The sequence below is a fragment of the Serratia sp. CY27727 genome (assembly GCF_052169275.1).
Lineage (GTDB): Bacteria > Pseudomonadota > Gammaproteobacteria > Enterobacterales > Enterobacteriaceae > Serratia > Serratia sarumanii.
Map to the genome: position 1 here is coordinate 209979 of NZ_JBJNLB010000002.1, position 18306 is coordinate 228284.

Below are 18306 nucleotides of genomic sequence, written 5' to 3' on the forward strand. Positions count from 1 at the left end.
CTTCGGCGGCCTTTTTTTATGGGGAAACGGCACTCAGCCGTAATGGGCGCTAAACGAGGTTTCCAGCGCCTGCACTACCGCGCGCACGCGGGCGGCGCGTTGCAAATCGGGATGCAACACCAGCCAGATATCCACCCAGTCTTTGTTCTCCGGCAACAGGCGCACCAGCTCCGGGTCTTTGTCCGCCAAAAACGCGGAGAGCAGGCCGATGCCCAGCCCGCTGCGGGTAGCGGAACGCAGCAGCAGCTGCGAATTGCATTGCAGCACCACGTTGGGCTCGTGCAGGGCCTCGCCGCAGAAATTGTTCCAGTGGCGCGGCACCAGCTCGCGCGGGAACATCAGCAGATCGTGGCCGCGCAGCTGCTCGCCCCTGAGCGGCATGCCGCGCCGTGCCAGGTAGTGTGGGCTGGCGTACAGACCCATTTCGATGGTGGCTAAGCGTTTGATGATCAGCTCATCGTCATCGGGGCGGGCGCCACGGATCGCCAGATCTGCGCCGTGGTAAGAGATATCGGCGATGTTCAGCGCCGTTAACAGCGTGACGGTGATGGCGGGGTAGCGTTCCCGCAGATCTTGCAGCGCCGGCATCACGAAGGCTTCGGCCAGGGTATCGGTGGTGGCGATGCGCACGTTGCCGCTCAGGCTTTCGTCACCGCTGGCGGCTTTGCGGTTGATCGCCTGCACCGCATTTTCCATCTTCATCACGTCCGCCAGCATTTGCTCCCCCAGCGGGCTGAGGGCGAAGGATTTCGGCGTGCGGATAAACAGCTTGGAGCCGAGCGCATCCTCGAAAGCGGACAGCCGTCGACCGACGGTCGCCTGATCGACATGCAGCTGGCTGGCGGCTTTGCGTAGCGTGCCGCAGCGCGCGACGGCCAAAAAGAAGCGCGCGTCGTCCCAATTTATCATGCCATTTCCTCTCTGCAGATTTGTCGGCGCCGTAGGAAACAGGCCGGGCCGGACGAATGATAACGGGTTATATCATAAAGCGTTGCTCTGCCCTGGGGGAGAGAAAGACGGCTAGCGGCCTGCACATCGGCGGTTATTTCTCCGGTGATGCAAGAATGCATCAGGGTGATTCATTCTTGACGATACTTCGCCCGCCGCCGTAACGCTATGATAAGCCCCGTTCCCGGCCCGCCGGGTGAGAAAGATGTCGATGGCAGGCCGCCGTCTGCCGACTTTGGGAGTTGAAACATGTCAGAAAATACCGCCAGCCAGATCGCGGCGCCGCAAAATGCTCAGGCGTCGCGCAGGACCATTTTATTGTTCCTGGCGCTGGCTTTGATGTCGGCATTGCTGAACAGCAGTGCGCCGACGCCGCTTTATCCGCTGTATCAGCAGCAGTTTGCGCTGAGTTCCGTCAGCCTGACCGTCGTTTACGGTGCCTACGCCGCCGGCGTACTGATCTCTTTGTTCGGCGTCGGCAATCTGGCCGGCAAAGTGAAGGATTTGCGCAGCGTGATCGTGCCGGCATTGCTGGTGGTGTTGAGCGGTGCGCTGCTGTTTGCGCTGGCGGATACCTTTGTCATGATGCTCATGGCGCGACTGCTGGCCGGGGTGGGCACCGGGGCATTGACCGGGGCGGCAAACATCGCACTGGTGCGTTTTGGGCCACAAGACGGCGGTAAAAACGCCGCGCTGATCGCCACGTTGTCCTTTACCACAGGGTTGGCGCTGGGCCCGATCTTCAGCGGCATCGCTTTGCAGACCGGTTTTCATCCCACGACGCTGCCGTTCGCTTTCATCATGGTCATTGCCGCCGTGGCGGCGTTGGGCGTGATGTTCTCGTGGCCGCGTGGCGTGGTCGCGGCGCCGACCCGTGCTGCGCCGACGGCGACAGAAAAAAGCACGCTGCTCGATGGCCTGCGTATCACCGGCGGTAAATTCTTTGTCTGTGCCGGGGCGCTGTTTATCTGTTGGGCCCTGGCCGCCAGCATTTTGGCTATTGGCCCCAGCGTGGCGGAAACGCTGTTAGGCATGCACCAGCGGGGCGTCTTTGGCTATGCGATTGCGGTGTATCTGTTGATCGCCGGTATTAGCCAGATCCTGAGCCGCCGACTTAACGCCCGTCATTCGCTGTTGTTCGGTTGCCTGGCGCAGGTGCTGGCGGCGGTGGTATTCGCTGCGGCGATCCAATGGCATTCACTGTGGCTGGCGGCTGCGGGTCTGGTGGTGGCCGGCTATGCTTACGGCGCCATTTTCGTCGGCAGTGCGACCCTGGTAAACCTGATTTCGCCGCTGGCCAGCCATGCGCGTTTGCTTTCACTGTTTTACGTTATCGCTTATATCGCCAACTGGGTGCCGATCTTGCTGGGGATCGTCGTCGACCGTGTTGATCTGCAGCAGGCAACCCATCTGCTGTTCCTGAGCAGCACCACGGCATGCCTGTTGTTGGCATGGATGACGGTACGTGTAGGGTTCCCACGTTAATAATTTTGTGATTTAAGTCTCTTTTATTTAATTAATCATTCTTTAATTGCATTTATATTGTGATTTTAATCACATGAAATGACCGGCTTTCGGGTAAACTGCGCGCTTTCTTTTTGCCGCGGATCACTTTATGAACGTTCTTTTCGCCATTGCCGTTACTACCGGGATCCTCTCCGGCGTTTGGGGCTGGGTTGCCGTCAGCCTGGGGCTGATCGGTTGGGCCGGTTTTCTCGGCTGCACGGCGTATTTCGCCTGCCCGCAGGGCGGGCTGAAAGGGCTGTTGATCGGCGCGTTAACCTGCTGCAGCGGCGTCTTCTGGGCAATGGCGATCATCCACGGCAGCGAACTGGCGCCGCAGTGGGAACTGCTGGGGTATCTGCTGACCGGCGTCGTTGCGTTCCTGATGTGCATTCAGGCCAAACAGCAGTGGCTGGGGTTTGTGCCCGGCACCTTTATCGGCGCCTGTGCGACCTTCGCCGGCGGCGGAGATTGGCCGCTGGTGACGCTTTCTCTGTTGGTGGGCTTGCTGTTTGGCTATGCGATGAAAAACAGCGGTCTGTGGTGGGCGGCGCGTAGCGAAAAAGCCCGTGCCGTACAGCCGGTCAGCCCGAATGCCGGCTCAAACGGTGCCGCCGAGTGAGAGGCGGTAGTGCAGATCGTGGCGCTCGGCGCAGGGTTCGCCCGCGATCCGCAGCAGCAGCATTTCAGCGGCGGTTTTCCCCATGTCAAAGCGCGGCGTGATCACGCTGGCGATGCCCGGCGTGGTCGCCTGGCCAATATCCAGGCCGTGAAAACCCGATAGCGCAATCTCCTGCGGCACGCGCACGCCGAGACGCAGGCAGGCCTGCAACACGCCCACCGCCAGATCGTCGTTGGTGCACAGGATACCGTCCAACTGCGGGTAGCGTTCGCGCGCCATCGCCAGCATGTCGGCGCCGATCGAAACCGAAGAGACCCGATGCGGTGTGATCTGGCGCGGTGTTTGCCCCTGAGCCGCCATGGCGCGGCAGTACCCCCGATAGCGTTTATTGTCGCGGGCGTCTGACATGGCGCCAAAGTAAACGATATGCCGTTTGCCGCTGGCGAGCAGCGCTTCGGTCATGTCATACCCCGCCTGTTCATTATCAAACCCCACCGCAATCCGCCCTGGCGGCGCGTCGAGATCCATTACCTGCGCGAGGGGGATTTTGGCTGCGCCGAGGTAGGTCTCTGCGCGCAAGGTATGCGCAGAGTCGGTGAGGATCAGCCCGGCGATCGGGTAGCTCAACAGCTGTGCGATCTGCTCTTCTTCCCGCTGCGGGCTGTAATCGTAGTTCACCACCAGCGTTTGGTAACCCCGCGCTTGGGTAACGGATTCGATGCCGGCCAGCAGGTCGGCGAAGATCTGGTTGTTGAAGGAGGGGATCAGTACGCCGATGCGCGGTTTTCTGCCGGCCTGTGCGGTATCGGCATCTGTGACGTTCAGCTCCCGCATGACCTGCACAATGCGTTCGGCGGTGTCGGCCGCCACTTTTTCCGGCGTGCGCAGGAAGCGGCTGACGGTCATTTTGGTCACGCCGGCCAATTGCGCGATGTCCTGTAGCGTAACGCGGGGGTGTTTCATTCGGTGGCCTTCACGGGCGGCGCGGCAAGGGCGGATAGCGGTATGTTAACAAATCGATTTGGCGATAACAATGAATGCGTTCCTATTGAAAATATCTATTTTTCAATTGGATAACTGCTTTTTGCCCGCTTGCTGCCTGCGTGAGATCACGTTAAGGGTAACAGGGTTTCGTAACATGATGTTCAGTGATTTCCATCACGTTTTTACCGGTAACAATCGGCTGAGATAGAGGCCTGTCCGATTGGAGGCCTGATGGCCGGGAATCACCATGAATAATCTGTTTTCACTGGATAACAAAATTGTCTTGATCACCGGTGCCTCGCGCGGTATCGGTTTTCTGCTGGCGCGCGGCCTGGCGCAGCAAGGCGCGCATATTCTGGTCAACGCCACCACCGACGAACATGCCCGGCATGCCGCCGATCGCCTGCGCGAAGAGGGCTTGCGCGCCGATGCGGCGGCGTTCGACGTCACCGATTCCCAGGCGGTGCATGCCGCCATCGATCGTATCGAAGCGGATATCGGCGCGATAGACGTCTTGATCAACAACGCCGGCATCCAGCGCCGTCACCCGTTCACCGAGTTTCCGGAGCAAGACTGGGACGACATCATCGCCGTCAACCAGAAGGCGGTTTTCATCGTGTCGCAAACCGTGGCGCGTTATATGGTGCCGCGCCGGCGCGGCAAGATAGTCAACATCGGCTCGATGCAAAGCGAGCTGGGGCGGGACACCATTACCCCTTATGCGGCCTCCAAGGGCGCGGTGAAAATGCTGACGCGCGGCATGTGCGTGGAGTTGGCGCGCTACAACATTCAGGTCAACGGCATCGCCCCCGGCTACTTCAAAACCGAGATGACACAGGCGCTGGCCGACGATCCGGCCTTCACCGCCTGGCTGACCCAACGCACGCCCGCCGCACGCTGGGGCGATCCGCAGGAGCTGATCGGCGCGGCGGTGTTCCTGGCCGCCGACGCCTCCGCCTTCGTCAACGGGCAACTGCTGTTTGTCGATGGCGGCATGTCGGCGGCGGTGTAACCTTTTTTCGTGGAGTGTTGAGATGAAAATTCAAACCCAGTCCTGCGTGGTCAATGGCAAACGCGACGTGGCGGTGATTGCGCAAGAAGTGGATTACCGGGGGCAGGGAACGCTGGTGAAAATCAACCGCGGCGGCATCTGCGGCTCGGATCTGCATTACTTTCAGGAAGGCAGGGTCGGCAATTTTCAGGTGCGCCAGCCGATGGTGCTGGGCCATGAGGTGATCGGCGAGGTGGTCGCCAGCGATTCGCCGCAGCTGCCGGTCGGGCAGAAGGTGGCGCTCAATCCCAGCAAACCCTGCGGGCAGTGCAAATACTGCCTGGCGCAGCAAAGCAATCAATGCGTCGAGATGCGTTTTTTCGGCAGCGCGATGTATTTTCCGCACGTCGACGGTGCTTTTACCCAATACAAAGTGGTGGACAGCGCGCAGTGCATTCCTTACGGCGCCGATCGCGACGACAGGGTGATGGTGTTCGCTGAACCGCTGGCGGTGGCGATCCACGCGGCGAAGCAGCCCGGCGACGTGACGGGGAAAAAGATCTTCGTGTCCGGCGTCGGCCCGATCGGCTGCCTGCTGGTGGCGGCGCTGAAAGCGCTGGGCGCCGCCGAAATTGTCTGTGCCGATCTCAGCCCGCGCTGCCTGGCGATCGCCAGGCAAATGGGGGCCGATCGGTGCCTGCATGCTGCGGACGACGATGTTAGCGGTTATCAGCAGGACAAAGGGTATTTCGACGTCGCCTTCGAAGTGGCGGGGCATCCGCAGTCGCTGCAGCGCTGCCTGGAGATCACCCGCGCCAAAGGCACCGTGGTGCAGGTGGGGATGGGCGCCAGCTTCCCCGATTTTCCGCTGATGTTGTTGATCGCCAAGGAGTTGAACCTGCTCGGATCCTTCCGCTTCGTGGCGGAGTTTGCGCTGGCGGTGGCGTGGCTGGCCGACGACGTGGTCGATCCGCTGCCGTTGCTGTCGGCGGAGTTCGCCAGCGGGCAACTGGCGCAGGCGCTGGAGTTTGCCGGCGATAAGCGCCAGGCCGCCAAGGTGCAATTGGTGTTTTAGGGTAAAAGTCCGATGGCCGCAGGCGGCGATCCTTGTCTATAGTGTAGGAACGCTTAATTTTTCAACCACGGAGATCTCACTATGGCAAGACATACGGATGCTGAGCAAACTACGCTGGATGACGATCTGAGAATGCTGACCGAGACGCTGGAAGAAGTGCTGCAATATACCGGCGATCGCGCGGATCAGGCCTACATCGACATCAAGTCGCACGCCGAGCAGGCGCTGAGTGAGGTTAAGGCGCGCTGGGCGAACACCGGCGAATCCTACTATGCGCGCGCCAAAGAAGCGGTGCACCGCACCGACGACTACGTGCGGGATAAACCCTGGCACAGCGTAGGCATCGGCGCCACCGTCGGGCTGGTGCTGGGGCTGCTGCTGGCCCGTAAATAAATCACGGCATCGGGGCGGCGCAGGCCGCCTCGTGCTTTTCTGCAGGCTGTGTTGTTCATCTCGCCGTTTCCCCGCTGGCTTTCCCTTATCCCGCCTATACTTCCCGCTAGCCGCCGTCGGAGCGTCTCTATTTCCCTTGTTTTTGTATGGACGGATTGAGCCGGCGCCGCCGCAAGTGTAAAGTGTTTGTGTGTTTATTGTTTGTTTTTTGTTCTAAATCAAATAATTATCTGGTGTAAACACCCAGGGATATACGGCGTTCTTGCGCTGGCGCAAAAGCCGTGAAAATAACACCTCATATAATACAGAGCGTAACTACAGGCGCGGCGTCCGTCGGCTGCGCCGGAGACGATCTCTGCTAACTGACTTGTGAGCGAACTATGTCGACAAGTGTTTTTAATCGCCGGTGGGCGGCTGTGCTGCTCGAGGCGCTGGCCCGCCATGGGGTGCGGCATGTTTGTATCGCTCCGGGATCGCGCTCCACGCCGCTGACGCTGGCCGCCGCGGCTAACCGATCGTTTATCTGTCATACCCATTTTGACGAGCGCGGGCTCGGCCATCTGGCGCTTGGGCTGGCGAAGGCGGCGCGTGAGCCGGTGGCGGTGATCGTCACGTCCGGCACCGCGGCGGCCAACCTTTATCCCGCGTTGATCGAAGCCGGCCTGACCGGTGAGCGGCTGGTGTTTCTCACCGCCGATCGGCCGCCGGAGTTGATCGACTGCGGCGCCAATCAGGCTATCCGTCAAAACGGCCTCTACAGCAGCCACCCGACGCTGGCGATCGATCTGCCGCGTCCTACGCCGGATATTCCGGCCGCGTGGCTGGCCTCCAGCGTCGACAGCGCGATGGCGCGCCTGCAGCACGGCGCTTTGCACATCAACTGCCCGTTCGCCGAGCCGCTGTACGGCGGCGACGAACGTCACTATGCCGATTGGTCCGCCGCGCTGGGCGACTGGTGGCAGAGCGATCGTCCGTGGCTGCAGGAGAGCGAGACGCATGCGGCGCCATTGCCGCAGCCGGACTGGTTCTTCTGGCGGCAGAAACGCGGCGTGGTGTTGGCCGGGCGCATGAGCGCGCAAGAGGGCGCGCAGGTGGCCGAATGGGCCGCAACGCTGGGCTGGCCGCTGATCGGCGACGTGCTGTCGCAGACCGGGCAACCGCTGCCCTGCGCCGATTTGTGGCTCGCTCATCCGCAGGCGCAGCGCGTACTGCAAGATGCGCAGCTGGTGGTGCAGTTCGGCGGCAGCCTGACCGGCAAACGCCTGCTGCAGTGGCAGGCTCAGTGCCGGCCGGAAGAGTATTGGGTCATCGACGAGCTGCCGGGGCGGCTCGATCCGGCCCAGCACCGGGGGCGGCGCCTGCGCGCCGGCGTGGCTCAGTGGTTGGCGCAGCACCCGGCGCCGCCGCGCCAGCCTTGGGCCGCCGGGCTGGCCGTGCTGGCGGATAAAGCGCTGACGGCGGCATCCACGCATCTGCACGATAACTTTGGCGAAGCGCAGCTGGCGCACCGCCTGCCGGAGCTGCTGCCGGAGAACGGCCAGCTGTTTCTCGGCAACAGCCTGGTGGTGCGGCTCATCGATGCGCTAACGCCATTGCCCGTCGCCTACCCGGTATTCAGCAATCGCGGCGCCAGCGGCATCGACGGCCTGATCTCCACCGCCGCCGGCGTGCAGCGCGCCACAGCCAGACCGACGTTGGCGGTGGTGGGCGACCTTTCCGCACTGTATGACCTCAATGCGCTGGCGCTGCTGCGCCAGAGCTCGGCGCCGACGGTGCTGATCGTCGTCAACAACAACGGCGGCCAAATTTTCTCGCTGCTGCCGACGCCGGAAGAGGATCGTCAGCGCTTTTACTGCATGCCGCAGAACGTCGAGTTCAGCCACGCGGCGGCGATGTTCCAGCTGGGTTACGCGCGGCCGGAGAACTGGAGCCAGCTGCAACAGGCGGTTGAACAAGGCTGGCGGCGCGGCGGCGCCACGCTTATCGAACTGCAGGTGCCGTCGAGCGCGGGGGCCGAAAGCCTGCAATACCTGGTGCAACAGATGGCGGTGCAATGATGCTGGCGACGCGAATTTTGCAACAGGGCGAAGCGGACCGCCCGTGGCTGGTGTGGCTGCATGGCCTGCTCGGCAACAACAATGAATGGCGGGTGATCGCCGCACGCTGCCCGGAATGGCCGTCGCTGGCCATCGATCTGCCCGGCCACGGCGATTCCGTGGCGGTGAGCTGCCGCGGCTTCGACGACATCAGCGCGCAGATTGCCGCCACGCTGCAGCTGCGCAATATCGAACGCTATTGGCTGGTGGGCTACTCGCTCGGCGGGCGCATCGCCATGTATCACGCCTGCCACGGCCGCCATGCCGGCCTGCAGGGGGTGATCGTCGAGGGCGGCAACCCGGGGCTGGGGGACGAAGAGCAGCGCCGCCGGCGCTGCGAACAGGATGCGCTGTGGGCGGCGCGTTTTCGCAGTGAGCCGATCGCCGAGGTCCTGGCGGACTGGTATCAGCAGCCGGTGTTCAAAGAGCTTAGCCATGTGCACCGCCAGGCGCTGATCGCCGCGCGCTCGGTCAACAGCGGCCCGGCGATCGCCGACATGCTCGAAGCCACGTCGCTCGGGCGGCAGCCCTATCTGGCGCCGCAGCTGCGCCAACTGACCGTGCCGCTGCAGGTGCTGTGCGGTGAGAACGACCCCAAATTTCAACGGCTGGCGCGCGACGCCGGGTTGCCGTTGCGCATCGTGCCGCAGGCCGGGCACAACGCGCATCTGGCCAATCCGCAGGATTTCGTCGCCGAGCTGCAGACCTTTCTCGTTAACCCTGGTTAAAGGAACCGAACATGCTTTATCCGAATGAAGAACAGCTGTATGCCGCCATCGCCTGGCAGGATTGCACCGGCGATTTCGAAGACATTCTGTATCACAAGTCCGCCGACGGCATCGCCAAAATCACCATTAACCGGCCGCAGGTGCGCAACGCGTTTCGCCCGCAAACGGTTAAAGAGATGATCGACGCGCTGGCCAACGCCCGTTACGACGACGGCATCGGCGTCATTATTCTGACCGGCGCCGGCGATAAGGCCTTCTGCTCCGGCGGCGATCAGAAAGTGCGCGGCGATTACGGCGGCTATCGCGACGACAGCGGCGTGCATCACCTCAACGTGCTGGACTTCCAGCGCCAGATCCGCACCTGCCCGAAACCGGTGGTGGCGATGGTGGCCGGCTATTCGATCGGCGGCGGCCACGTGCTGCACATGATGTGCGATCTGACCATCGCGGCGGATAACGCCATCTTCGGCCAGACCGGCCCGAAAGTGGGCTCGTTCGACGGCGGCTGGGGCGCGTCTTACATGGCGCGCATCGTCGGCCAGAAGAAGGCGCGCGAAATCTGGTTCCTGTGCCGCCAGTACGATGCCGCCGCCGCGCTGGACATGGGGCTGGTCAATACCGTGGTGCCGCTGGCCGATTTGGAAAAAGAGACGGTGCGCTGGTGCCGCGAAATGCTGCAGAACAGCCCGATGGCGCTGCGCTGCCTGAAGGCGGCGCTGAACGCCGACTGCGACGGCCAGGCCGGTTTGCAGGAGCTGGCGGGCAACGCCACCATGCTGTTCTACATGACCGACGAAGGGCAGGAAGGGCGCAACGCGTTCAACGAGAAGCGTCAGCCGGACTTCAGCAAATTCAAGCGTAACCCGTAATGAACGGGGTAAACCGCAGCGCGGCGCTTTACCGTTACAGCCTGCCGATGGAGGCGGGCGTGGTGCTGCGCAATCAGCGGTTGAAAACGCGTGACGGATGGGTGGTGCAGCTGCGTCAGGGCGAGCGTGAAGGCTGGGGCGAGATCGCGCCGCTGCCGGAATTCAGCCGGGAAACGCTGGCGCAGGCCGAACAGGCCGCGTTGGACTGGCTGCAGGCCTGGTTGGCGGGCAACGAACCGGATGACAGCGCGCTGCCTTCGGTGGCCTTTGGGCTCAGCTGCGCGCAGGCCGAGCTGCAGCAGCGCTTGCCAACGCAGGCGGATTTCCGCAAGGCGCCGCTGTGTACCGGCGATCCGGATGAGCTGTTCGAGACATTGAACGCCTTGCCGGGCGAGAAAGTTGCCAAGGTGAAGGTGGGGCTGTATGAGGCCGTGCGCGACGGCATGATCGTCAACGTGCTGCTGGAGGCGCTGCCGGATCTGCGGCTGCGGCTGGACGCCAACCGCAGCTGGACCCGCGCCAAAGCCGACGGCTTCGCCAAATACGTCAACCCGGCGTGGCGAGATCGCATTGCCTTTTTGGAAGAGCCCTGCAAGACCCGTGATGAATCGCGCGATTTCGCCCGGGCGACCGGCATCGCCATCGCCTGGGATGAGAGCGTGCGCGAGGCGGACTTTGTGGTGCAGGCCGAGCCGGGCGTGGCGGCTATCGTGATCAAGCCGACGCTGGTCGGCAGCCTGGCGCGCTGCCAGGCGCTGGTGGCGCAGGCACATGCGGCGGGGCTGACGGCGGTGATCAGTTCCAGCATCGAGTCCAGCCTGGGATTAACCCAGCTGGCGCGCATCGCCCGCTGGCTGACGCCGGACACCGTGCCGGGGCTGGACACGCTGGGGTTGATGCAGGCGCAGGTGCTGCGGCCTTGGCCGGGTAGCGCATTGCCGCTGCTGGATGCCTCGGCGCTGGAGTGCCTATGGCGCCGTTAAGCGATTGGCCATGGCGGCACTGGGCGCGCCTTCAACCGCAGGCGACGGCGCTGCTGCTTGGCGCGCGGCCGCTGAGTTGGCTGGCGTTGCAAGGCCAGGTGGATGAGCTGGCGGCGGACTTCCAGCACCAGGGCGTGGAGCCGGGCTGCGGCGTGGCGCTGTGCGGTAAAAACAGCTACCCGCTGCTGTTGGCCTATCTGGCGCTGCTGCAATGCGGCGCACGCCTGTTGCCGCTCAATCCTGCCTTGCCGACGCCGCTGCTGGCACAGCTGTTACCCGAATTGGACATCATCTTTGCCTTCGGCCCGGATCCGTTGCCGGCGCTGCCGGAAGAGGTGATTCGATTGACGCCGCCCTCGACCGAGCCGCGCTGGCCGAACCTGCCGATGTGGGATGCGCAACGTCTGGCGACGCTGACGCTGACCTCGGGCTCCAGCGGCCTGCCGAAAGCGGCGGCGCACAGCTACGCCAATCATCTGGCCAGCGCCGCCGGGGTGTTGCGGCTGATGGATTTTCAGCGCGAGGATTGCTGGCTGCTGTCACTGCCGCTGTTTCACGTCTCCGGCCAGGGTATCGTCTGGCGCTGGCTGGCGGCGGGGGCGCGGCTGGCGGTGCGCGAGATGCATCCGCTGGCCGAGGCGTTGGCGGGATGCACGCACGCCTCGCTGGTGCCGACACAGCTCTGGCGGCTGCTGGCGCAACCGCTGACGGGCATGACGCTGAAAGAGGTGCTGCTCGGCGGCGCCATGATCCCGGTGGAGCTGACCGAACGGGCGGAAGCGGCGGGGATCCGCTGCTGGTGCGGCTATGGGCTGACCGAACTGGCTTCCACGGTGTGCGCCAAGCGCGCCGATGCGCGGCCGGGCGTCGGCCTGCCACTCAGCGGCCGCGAGGTAAAACTGGTGGACGAAGAGGTCTGGATCCGCGCCGACAGCCTGGCGCTCGGCTACTGGCGTCATGGCCAGCTGCAGCCGCTGGCGGATGCACAGGGCTGGTTCGCGACCCGCGATCGCGGCGCGATGGCCGAGGGGGAACTGCGCATTTTGGGCCGGCTGGACAACCTGTTTTTCAGCGGAGGCGAAGGGGTGCAGCCGGAGGATATCGAACGCGTGTTGGCGGCGCACCCGCAGATCTCGCAGGTGTTTGTGGTGCCGGCGGCGGACGCCGAGTTCGGCCAGCGGCCGGTGGCGGTAATCGACGGCGATCCGTCGCTGTCGCTGGCGGCGTTGCTCGCCTGGTCGCAGGACAAGCTGGCCAATTTCCAACGCCCGGCGGCGTTGCTCCCGCTGCCTGACGAGCTGAAAAACGGCGGCATCAAGATTTCGCGCCGCCAGTTGCAGCAATGGGTGGCGCAGCGCCTCTCTCAGGCATAAAAAAGCCGCCCGAAAGGGCGGCTGAGTGGATGACGGCAGGGGGTTATTTCAGCCCCAGCGCCCTGGCGACGCCGGCGCCGTAGTCCGGGTGCACCTTGGTGAACAGCTCGACCTGACGGCGCTGGATTTGCTCCGGCACCTGCGACAGTTCGCCGGCGATGCGGGTGAACATGCGCTGGTGCTCTTCGGCGCTCAGCAGGTTGAACAGCGCGCGTGGCTGGCTGTAGTAATCGTCGTCTTCACGATGGTTCCAGTGGTCGGCCGCGCCCTCAATGCTCAGCGGCGGCTCGCTGAAGTCCGGCTGCTCCTGGAACAGGCCGAAGCTGTTTGGTTCGTAGGTGGCGCCGTTGCCGCTGTTGCCGTCCACGCGCATCGCGCCGTCGCGATGGTAGTTGTGGAACGGGCATTTGGCGCCGTTCACCGGGATCTGGTGGTGGTTGACGCCCAGGCGATAGCGGTGCGCATCGCCATAGGAGAACAGACGGCCCTGCAGCATTTTATCCGGCGAGAAACTGATGCCCGGCACCACGTTGGCGGGGTTCATCGCCACCTGCTCAACCTCGGAGAAGTAGTTGTCGGGGTTGCGGTTCAGCTCGAAATAGCCGACGTCGATCAGCGGATAGTCGCCGTGCGGCCACACCTTGGTCAGATCGAACGGGTTGTATGGCGTCTGCGAGGCTTCGTGTTCCGGCATGATCTGAATTTGCAGCTTCCAGCGCGGGAAGTCGCCGCGTTTGATCGCGTCGAACAGATCGCGCTGTGAGCTTTCGCGATCCTTGGCGATGATCGCTTCCGCTTCGTCATCCATCAGGTTTTCAATGCCTTGCTCGCAGCGGAAGTGGAATTTCACCCAGAAACGCTCGTTGGCGGCATTGATAAAGCTGAAGGTGTGGCTGCCGAAGCCGTGCATGTGGCGATAGGATTTCGGAATGCCGCGATCGCTGAAGTCAATGGTCAGCTGGTGCAGCGACTCCGGCAGGTGGGAGAAGAAGTCCCACTTGTAGACGGGGTTGCGCAGGTTGGTATGCGGATCGCGTTTCACCACGTGGTTGAGATCGGGGAATTTCAGCGGATCGCGCAGGTAGAACACCGGCGTATCGTTACCCACCAAATCCCAGTTGCCTTCTTCGGTATAGAACTTCATGGCGAAGCCGCGAATGTCGCGTTCGGCGTCGGCGGCGCCGCGTTCACCGGCGACGGTGGAGAAGCGGATGAACATGTCGGTCTGTTTGCCGACCTCGGAGAAGATCTTGGCGCGGGTGTAGCGGGTGATGTCGTGGGTGACGGTAAAGGTGCCGTAAGCGCCGGATCCCTTGGCGTGCATGCGGCGCTCGGGGATGACTTCACGGTCGAAGTGGGCCAATTTTTCCAGGAACCACACGTCCTGCAACAGCATCGGGCCGCGTTTGCCTGCGGTGATCACGTTATTGTTATCGACAACCGGGGCGCCGGCTGCGGTGGTCAGTCCTTTCTTGCTCATCACTTGCTCCTTATCGTAGTGCAGTTAAGTAAAGACTCGGGCGGTTTAAGCGTTCATCAGCATAGTCCTTTGGCGGGGCTTCTTCCCCTGACCTTGGTCAAAGCCACTACTAGTTGTAGCCCTATTGCCGAGCGACGGCAAATAGGTCTCGGTTATCGTTGGCATTGCCTTGACGAATATAGAATCTTGTTTGCAAATATTTACATTTATTTGATTATTGAAGAATTTTTTCGCTTTTATCCCTTAAATACTCATTGCGCTTTGGTATAGACTCGTGACGTTATTATTATGCGTTGATTCGATCATTCGGTACGGATGACAAACCAGAGGGAAAGATGATGAAAAAGACTTGGGTCGCGTGCGCGGCAGGATTGCTGTTGGTGACCGGCGCGGCGAACGCCATCAGCGTGTCGGGCGAAGCCGGGCAGCACTACACCAACCTGGGCGTTGGCATGAGCACCGGCTCTTCTGGTCTGGGCCTGACCGGCAACTGGGCGCGCAGCGACCACGACGGTAACGTCGGCAGCGTGGGGCTGAACTTCGGCGTGCCGCTGGGGCCGTTGACGGCGACCGTGGGTGCCAAAGCGCTGTACCTCAGCCCGAAAGACGGGAAGAGCGGCGGGGCGGTGGCGCTGGGCGGCGGCCTGGAGTGGGAGATCAACCGTTACTTCAGCCTGCACGGCGAAGGGTACTTTGCCCCTGAATCCTTCACCAGCGGCGTGAAAGCCTATAACGAAGCCAGCGGCGGCCTGCGCTGGAAGTTCCGTCCGCTGAGCGTGGACGTGGGCTACCGTTACATGCAAATGGAAGGCAAAGACGGGCGTCGCGACAACACGCTGGCCGATGGCCCTTACGTCGGCGTGGGTCTGAGCTTCTGACGCTGTGAAAAAGGGGCCTTCAGGCCCCTTTGTTCTTTCTGTTCCGCTTACCCTACCGCCGGCAGCATGCCGCTGGCGATGCCCAGTTGAATGGCGATCACCGTCACCCCGCAGACAAACACCAACGCCAGCGCCGGCGTACCGCCCCAGACGCGATACTGCGCCTGATGTTTTTTGCGCGTTTTCCACACCAGCAGTGAAGGCAACAGCAGCGCCAACACCGACAAGGCAATGGCGGCGAATCCTAGCGCCAGCACGAAGCCGCGCGGATAGAACAGCGCAAAGGCCAGCGGCGGCAAGAAGGTGATGGCGCCGGTTTGCAGGCGGCCACGCACGTTGTCTTGCCGCTTGAACAGGTCGGCCAGGAAATCGAACAGCCCGAGCGCGACGCCGAGGAACGAGGTCGCCAGCGCCAGATCGGCGAACAGGTGCACCGCCAGTTCAACGTGCGGCGAAGCCACCGCGTCGCGCACCGCCTGCAACAAACCGTTCAGCCCGGCCTGCTGCGCCAGAATGCCGACGAAGGTGTCGGAGCTGATGCTGCCCAGCGTTGCCAACTGCCAGAAGATGTAGGCCATCAGCGGGATAGCGCTGCCGATGATAAACACCCAGCGCAGTTTGCGAATGTTGCCGCCCATATAGTTGACGATGCTCGGCACGCTGCCGTGGAAGCCGAAAGAGGTGAAGATCACCGGAATAGCCGACAGCGCCAGGCCTTGCTCCAGCGGCAGCGTCATCAGGTTGGTTTGGTGGATATTCGGCAACATCAGGCCTAGCATCACCACCAGAAATACCACTTTGGCGCTGAACAGGATGCGGTTGAACAAATCGACCGAGTGGGTACCGATGCATACCACGCCGCCGGCCACCAGGGTGAACAGCAGAACGCCGAGCGACACCGGGAAGTCCTGCGACGTCCACTGGCTGATGCTGGTGGCGAGCAGTTCGCCGGCGCCGCTGATGTAGGCGGCGGTGAGGGCGTACATCAGGAACATCATGCTAAAGCTGGTCAGCCACTGGCCGCCGCCGCCAAGATAACGTTTGGCGAGGGTGCCCAGACCGGTATCCGCCTGCTCATGCTGGTAAACCTCTACCAGCAGCAGCGCGGTGTAACACATCAACAGCCACAGCCCGACCAGTAAGGCCAGCGTGACGCCGAAGCCGACGCCGGCCGCCGCCAGCGGCATCGCCAGCATCCCGGCGCCAATGGTGGTACCCGCCACGATAAAAACACTGCCAAGAGTGCGATTCTTCACGTTTTTTCTCTACCAACCGAAAGATTTTGAAAATTATAGGTAACGATTTATGAGGATGGCAGGATAGTGGAAGCCCTAATTTGTGTCAAACCGACGTTACGCATGATGTACATTAATATTTACATTGCGGCGAGCTGCATGGCACATGAGGAACGGGCCCATGGCTGAAATTATCCGCAGGCGGCTAGTGAAAAGTTATTTACGGGCTTCTATAGTGGAATGACCAAAAAATGTGGGAGAGATCAATGTTAAGGGTGGAGATGCTCAGCACCGGCGATGAGGTGCTGCACGGGCAAATTATTGATACCAACGCCGCCTGGCTGGCGGACTACCTGTTCCAGCAGGGGGTGCCGATGAGCGGGCGTGAAACGGTCGGGGACAGCCTCTCTGCGTTGATCGAGATCCTGCAGGAACGAAGCCATATCGCCGATGTGCTGATCGTCAACGGCGGCCTGGGGCCGACCAGCGACGATCTCAGCGCGCTGGCCGCCGCCAAAGCCTGTGGCGTAGAGCTGGTTGAACGGGCCGACTGGCTGGCGCGCATGGAAGCCTATTTCGCCGAGCGCGGGCGGCCGATGGCCCCTTCCAACCGCAAGCAGGCGCAGATCCCGGCCAACGCGGAAATGCTGGATAACCCGGTGGGCACCGCCTGCGGGTTCGCGCTGCAGCTGAACCGATGTCAGATGTTCTTCACCCCCGGCGTGCCGTCGGAATTCAAAGTGATGGTCGAACAGCAGATCGTGCCGCGTCTGCGCCAGCGCTTCACCTTGCCGACGCCGCCGCTCTGCCTGCGCCTGACCACCTTCGGCACCTCCGAGAGCGATCTGGCCGCCGAGCTGGACGGTATGCCGCTGCCGCCGGATGTGGTGCTGGGTTACCGTTCCTCCAGCCCGATCATCGAGCTGAAGCTGACCGGGCCGGAAAGCCGGCGTGCGGAAATGGAGCTGGCCTGGCGGCGCGTGCGCGAGGTGGCGGGGGACAACTGCATCTTTGAAGGCACTATCGGGTTGCCGGCGACGCTGACACATCGCCTGAATCAGCAAGGGCTGAAGCTGGCGTTGAGCGAGCAGTTCAGCGCCGGGTTGATCAATCTGCAGTTGCAGAGCGAAGGAGCGCCGCTGGCGGGGGGAGAACTGCTGCCGGCGCACTGCATCGAAACGCTGGAAACCACGCTGGCGCGCGCCCGCTCGCTGGCGGAATTGACCGGCGCGCCGTTGGTGTTGGCGGTCAGCGCCATGTGCGACGATCAGGTGAGCATTGCGCTGCATACGCCGCGCGGCGGGATTGGCCAGACGGTGCGTTATCGTGCGTCGCGCCACGGCCTGCGGCTGCGGCAGGAGTCGGTGGCGATGCTGGCGCTGGATATGCTGCGCCGCTGGCTGAATGGGGGCCAGGCGTGCGGTAAAAACGCCTGGCTGGAGGTGGTGGAAATTATCGAGTGACGGTCATGGCGCCGAGTTGCCGGCGTCACGGATTTGCTGCAGCCGTTCGGACGCCAGACGTGAAAGGTGTATCGCCGCCGCGCCCCGCGTTTGCGGATCTTGCACCATAGTCCTTGAGCGCCTGCGCGGCGAAACCGTACTGCAGATCGCGGAAACGCTGGGATATGCCTCGCCGAGTAATTTTATCTCCATGTTTCGCAAAGCCTTTGGCGATCCCCCGGCGTGTTATTTTTCCGCGTCGGCAGGAAAGGGGCGTTAAGCGAAATACTTTGAGGATAGTTATATATCCCTGATTAATCATAATCTTATAGGGGATATTCGCGGCGAGGGAATGCTGTTACTCTTTTGGCGGGTGCTTGAGACTGTTCGTCTTGGGCATTGTGTGACAAGGCGGATAGATGAAAGCCCCAAACTGACTCTCAATCAGAATGGGGCTGCCCTAACGCCTAGACACCGTTATGGTAGCCCCTTCACAGCAAGGAGGCAAGCATGCGCTTAAGGCATGTGCTTCATTCGCTAACCGTTGTATGTATTACGGTTTTGTTATTTATCTGGATGATAAGAGACTCGTTGTGCGAGCTGAAAATCTACCAGGAAAATATCACTATCCTGATCAGGTTGGCGTGTGAGGTGAAGCGGTAATCATAGGGCGGGGGCAACCCCGCCTTCTGGTCTCCAGGCGCGG

The 18306-nt window shown here is 62.2% G+C and carries 17 protein-coding genes; 13 read left to right on the forward strand and 4 right to left on the reverse strand.

The features are described from left to right. Positions 1-33: 33 nt before the first annotated feature. The gene (locus ACJ8HB_RS05925; RefSeq protein WP_041036055.1) at positions 34-909 is read right to left on the reverse strand and encodes a LysR family transcriptional regulator; all 876 of its coding nucleotides are present in this window, start codon (positions 907-909) and stop codon (positions 34-36) included. 288 nt (positions 910-1197) lie between these two features. Here ACJ8HB_RS05925 and ACJ8HB_RS05930 point away from each other — a divergent pair, with 288 nt between their 5' ends. Together ACJ8HB_RS05930 and ACJ8HB_RS05935 are read left to right on the forward strand one after the other, a co-directional pair. Further along, the gene (locus ACJ8HB_RS05930) at positions 1198-2433 is read left to right on the forward strand and encodes an MFS transporter (RefSeq protein WP_047571211.1); all 1236 of its coding nucleotides are present in this window, start codon (positions 1198-1200) and stop codon (positions 2431-2433) included. A 130-nt stretch (positions 2434-2563) separates the two neighbouring features. After that, on the forward strand, positions 2564-3073 hold the full coding sequence (locus ACJ8HB_RS05935; protein WP_047571213.1) for a DUF1097 domain-containing protein: 510 nt from the start codon (positions 2564-2566) through the stop codon (positions 3071-3073). Here ACJ8HB_RS05935 and ACJ8HB_RS05940 read toward each other — a convergent pair. Then, on the reverse strand, positions 3053-4036 hold the full coding sequence (locus tag ACJ8HB_RS05940) for a LacI family DNA-binding transcriptional regulator (RefSeq protein ID WP_047571215.1): 984 nt from the start codon (positions 4034-4036) through the stop codon (positions 3053-3055). The two genes, ACJ8HB_RS05935 and ACJ8HB_RS05940, sit on opposite strands and share 21 nt — an antisense overlap. Before the next feature lie 268 nt (positions 4037-4304). Here ACJ8HB_RS05940 and idnO point away from each other — a divergent pair, with 268 nt between their 5' ends. From idnO to menE, 8 genes are all read left to right on the forward strand, one after another. After that, positions 4305-5069: a gluconate 5-dehydrogenase gene (idnO, locus tag ACJ8HB_RS05945; protein WP_033648038.1), complete on the forward strand. Its 765-nt coding sequence runs from the start codon at positions 4305-4307 to the stop codon at positions 5067-5069. A gap of 22 nt (positions 5070-5091) precedes the next feature. Beyond that, complete coding sequence (gene idnD / locus ACJ8HB_RS05950; protein ID WP_039565013.1) at positions 5092-6123, forward strand: L-idonate 5-dehydrogenase; 1032 nt, start codon at positions 5092-5094, stop codon at positions 6121-6123. A gap of 81 nt (positions 6124-6204) precedes the next feature. After that, on the forward strand, positions 6205-6516 hold the full coding sequence (gene elaB / locus ACJ8HB_RS05955) for a stress response protein ElaB (protein WP_025303653.1): 312 nt from the start codon (positions 6205-6207) through the stop codon (positions 6514-6516). Positions 6517-6896: 380 nt separating this feature from the next. After that, the gene (menD, locus tag ACJ8HB_RS05960) at positions 6897-8573 is read left to right on the forward strand and encodes a 2-succinyl-5-enolpyruvyl-6-hydroxy-3-cyclohexene-1-carboxylic-acid synthase (RefSeq protein ID WP_047571217.1); all 1677 of its coding nucleotides are present in this window, start codon (positions 6897-6899) and stop codon (positions 8571-8573) included. After that, positions 8570-9340, forward strand: a complete 771-nt coding sequence (gene menH, locus ACJ8HB_RS05965) for a 2-succinyl-6-hydroxy-2,4-cyclohexadiene-1-carboxylate synthase (protein WP_047571223.1) — start codon at positions 8570-8572, stop codon at positions 9338-9340. Before menD ends, menH begins: the two co-directional genes overlap by 4 nt. An 11-nt stretch (positions 9341-9351) precedes the next feature. Beyond that, positions 9352-10209, forward strand: coding sequence for a 1,4-dihydroxy-2-naphthoyl-CoA synthase (gene menB / locus ACJ8HB_RS05970; RefSeq protein WP_033635308.1), 858 nt, complete (start codon positions 9352-9354; stop codon positions 10207-10209). Beyond that, complete coding sequence (gene menC, locus ACJ8HB_RS05975; RefSeq protein ID WP_047571224.1) at positions 10209-11192, forward strand: o-succinylbenzoate synthase; 984 nt, start codon at positions 10209-10211, stop codon at positions 11190-11192. Before menB ends, menC begins: the two co-directional genes overlap by 1 nt. Next, positions 11180-12565, forward strand: coding sequence for an o-succinylbenzoate--CoA ligase (gene menE / locus ACJ8HB_RS05980; RefSeq protein ID WP_060427559.1), 1386 nt, complete (start codon positions 11180-11182; stop codon positions 12563-12565). Before menC ends, menE begins: the two co-directional genes overlap by 13 nt. 43 nt (positions 12566-12608) lie before the next feature. Here the strand turns inward: menE and katA are convergent, their stop codons facing one another. After that, positions 12609-14045, reverse strand: coding sequence for a catalase KatA (gene katA, locus ACJ8HB_RS05985; RefSeq protein ID WP_047571225.1), 1437 nt, complete (start codon positions 14043-14045; stop codon positions 12609-12611). 338 nt (positions 14046-14383) lie between these two features. On the opposite strand from katA, the gene ACJ8HB_RS05990 reads away from it, so the two are divergent. Continuing rightward, positions 14384-14923, forward strand: coding sequence for a YfaZ family outer membrane protein (locus tag ACJ8HB_RS05990; RefSeq protein WP_004935943.1), 540 nt, complete (start codon positions 14384-14386; stop codon positions 14921-14923). Between the two features lie 47 nt (positions 14924-14970). On the opposite strand, the gene tyrP is transcribed toward ACJ8HB_RS05990, so the two are convergent. Beyond that, positions 14971-16179 (reverse strand): tyrosine transporter TyrP, encoded by a 1209-nt coding sequence (gene tyrP / locus ACJ8HB_RS05995; RefSeq protein ID WP_033653776.1) that lies wholly within the window; start codon positions 16177-16179, stop codon positions 14971-14973. A gap of 245 nt (positions 16180-16424) precedes the next feature. On the opposite strand from tyrP, the gene ACJ8HB_RS06000 reads away from it, so the two are divergent. Further along, positions 16425-17621, forward strand: a complete 1197-nt coding sequence (locus tag ACJ8HB_RS06000; protein ID WP_047571228.1) for a nicotinamide mononucleotide deamidase-related protein YfaY — start codon at positions 16425-16427, stop codon at positions 17619-17621. A gap of 489 nt (positions 17622-18110) precedes the next feature. Beyond that, complete coding sequence (locus ACJ8HB_RS06005) at positions 18111-18263, forward strand: Hok/Gef family protein (RefSeq protein WP_033648029.1); 153 nt, start codon at positions 18111-18113, stop codon at positions 18261-18263. The last annotated feature ends 43 nt before the right edge of the window (positions 18264-18306 follow it).

Excerpts from the sequence above, each read along its gene's own strand:
- ACJ8HB_RS05925 (WP_041036055.1), bottom strand. The coding sequence starts at position 909 with ATGATAAATTGGGACGACGCGCGCTTCTTTTTGGCCGTCGCGCGCTGC.
- ACJ8HB_RS05930 (WP_047571211.1), top strand. The coding sequence starts at position 1,198 with ATGTCAGAAAATACCGCCAGCCAGATCGCGGCGCCGCAAAATGCTCAG.
- ACJ8HB_RS05935 (WP_047571213.1), top strand. The coding sequence starts at position 2,564 with ATGAACGTTCTTTTCGCCATTGCCGTTACTACCGGGATCCTCTCCGGC.
- ACJ8HB_RS05940 (WP_047571215.1), bottom strand. The coding sequence starts at position 4,036 with ATGAAACACCCCCGCGTTACGCTACAGGACATCGCGCAATTGGCCGGC.
- idnO (WP_033648038.1), top strand. The coding sequence starts at position 4,305 with ATGAATAATCTGTTTTCACTGGATAACAAAATTGTCTTGATCACCGGT.
- idnD (WP_039565013.1), top strand. The coding sequence starts at position 5,092 with ATGAAAATTCAAACCCAGTCCTGCGTGGTCAATGGCAAACGCGACGTG.
- elaB (WP_025303653.1), top strand. The coding sequence starts at position 6,205 with ATGGCAAGACATACGGATGCTGAGCAAACTACGCTGGATGACGATCTG.
- menD (WP_047571217.1), top strand. The coding sequence starts at position 6,897 with ATGTCGACAAGTGTTTTTAATCGCCGGTGGGCGGCTGTGCTGCTCGAG.
- menH (WP_047571223.1), top strand. The coding sequence starts at position 8,570 with ATGATGCTGGCGACGCGAATTTTGCAACAGGGCGAAGCGGACCGCCCG.
- menB (WP_033635308.1), top strand. The coding sequence starts at position 9,352 with ATGCTTTATCCGAATGAAGAACAGCTGTATGCCGCCATCGCCTGGCAG.
- menC (WP_047571224.1), top strand. The coding sequence starts at position 10,209 with ATGAACGGGGTAAACCGCAGCGCGGCGCTTTACCGTTACAGCCTGCCG.
- menE (WP_060427559.1), top strand. The coding sequence starts at position 11,180 with ATGGCGCCGTTAAGCGATTGGCCATGGCGGCACTGGGCGCGCCTTCAA.
- katA (WP_047571225.1), bottom strand. The coding sequence starts at position 14,045 with ATGAGCAAGAAAGGACTGACCACCGCAGCCGGCGCCCCGGTTGTCGAT.
- ACJ8HB_RS05990 (WP_004935943.1), top strand. The coding sequence starts at position 14,384 with ATGAAAAAGACTTGGGTCGCGTGCGCGGCAGGATTGCTGTTGGTGACC.
- ACJ8HB_RS06000 (WP_047571228.1), top strand. The coding sequence starts at position 16,425 with ATGTTAAGGGTGGAGATGCTCAGCACCGGCGATGAGGTGCTGCACGGG.
- ACJ8HB_RS06005 (WP_033648029.1), top strand. The coding sequence starts at position 18,111 with ATGCGCTTAAGGCATGTGCTTCATTCGCTAACCGTTGTATGTATTACG.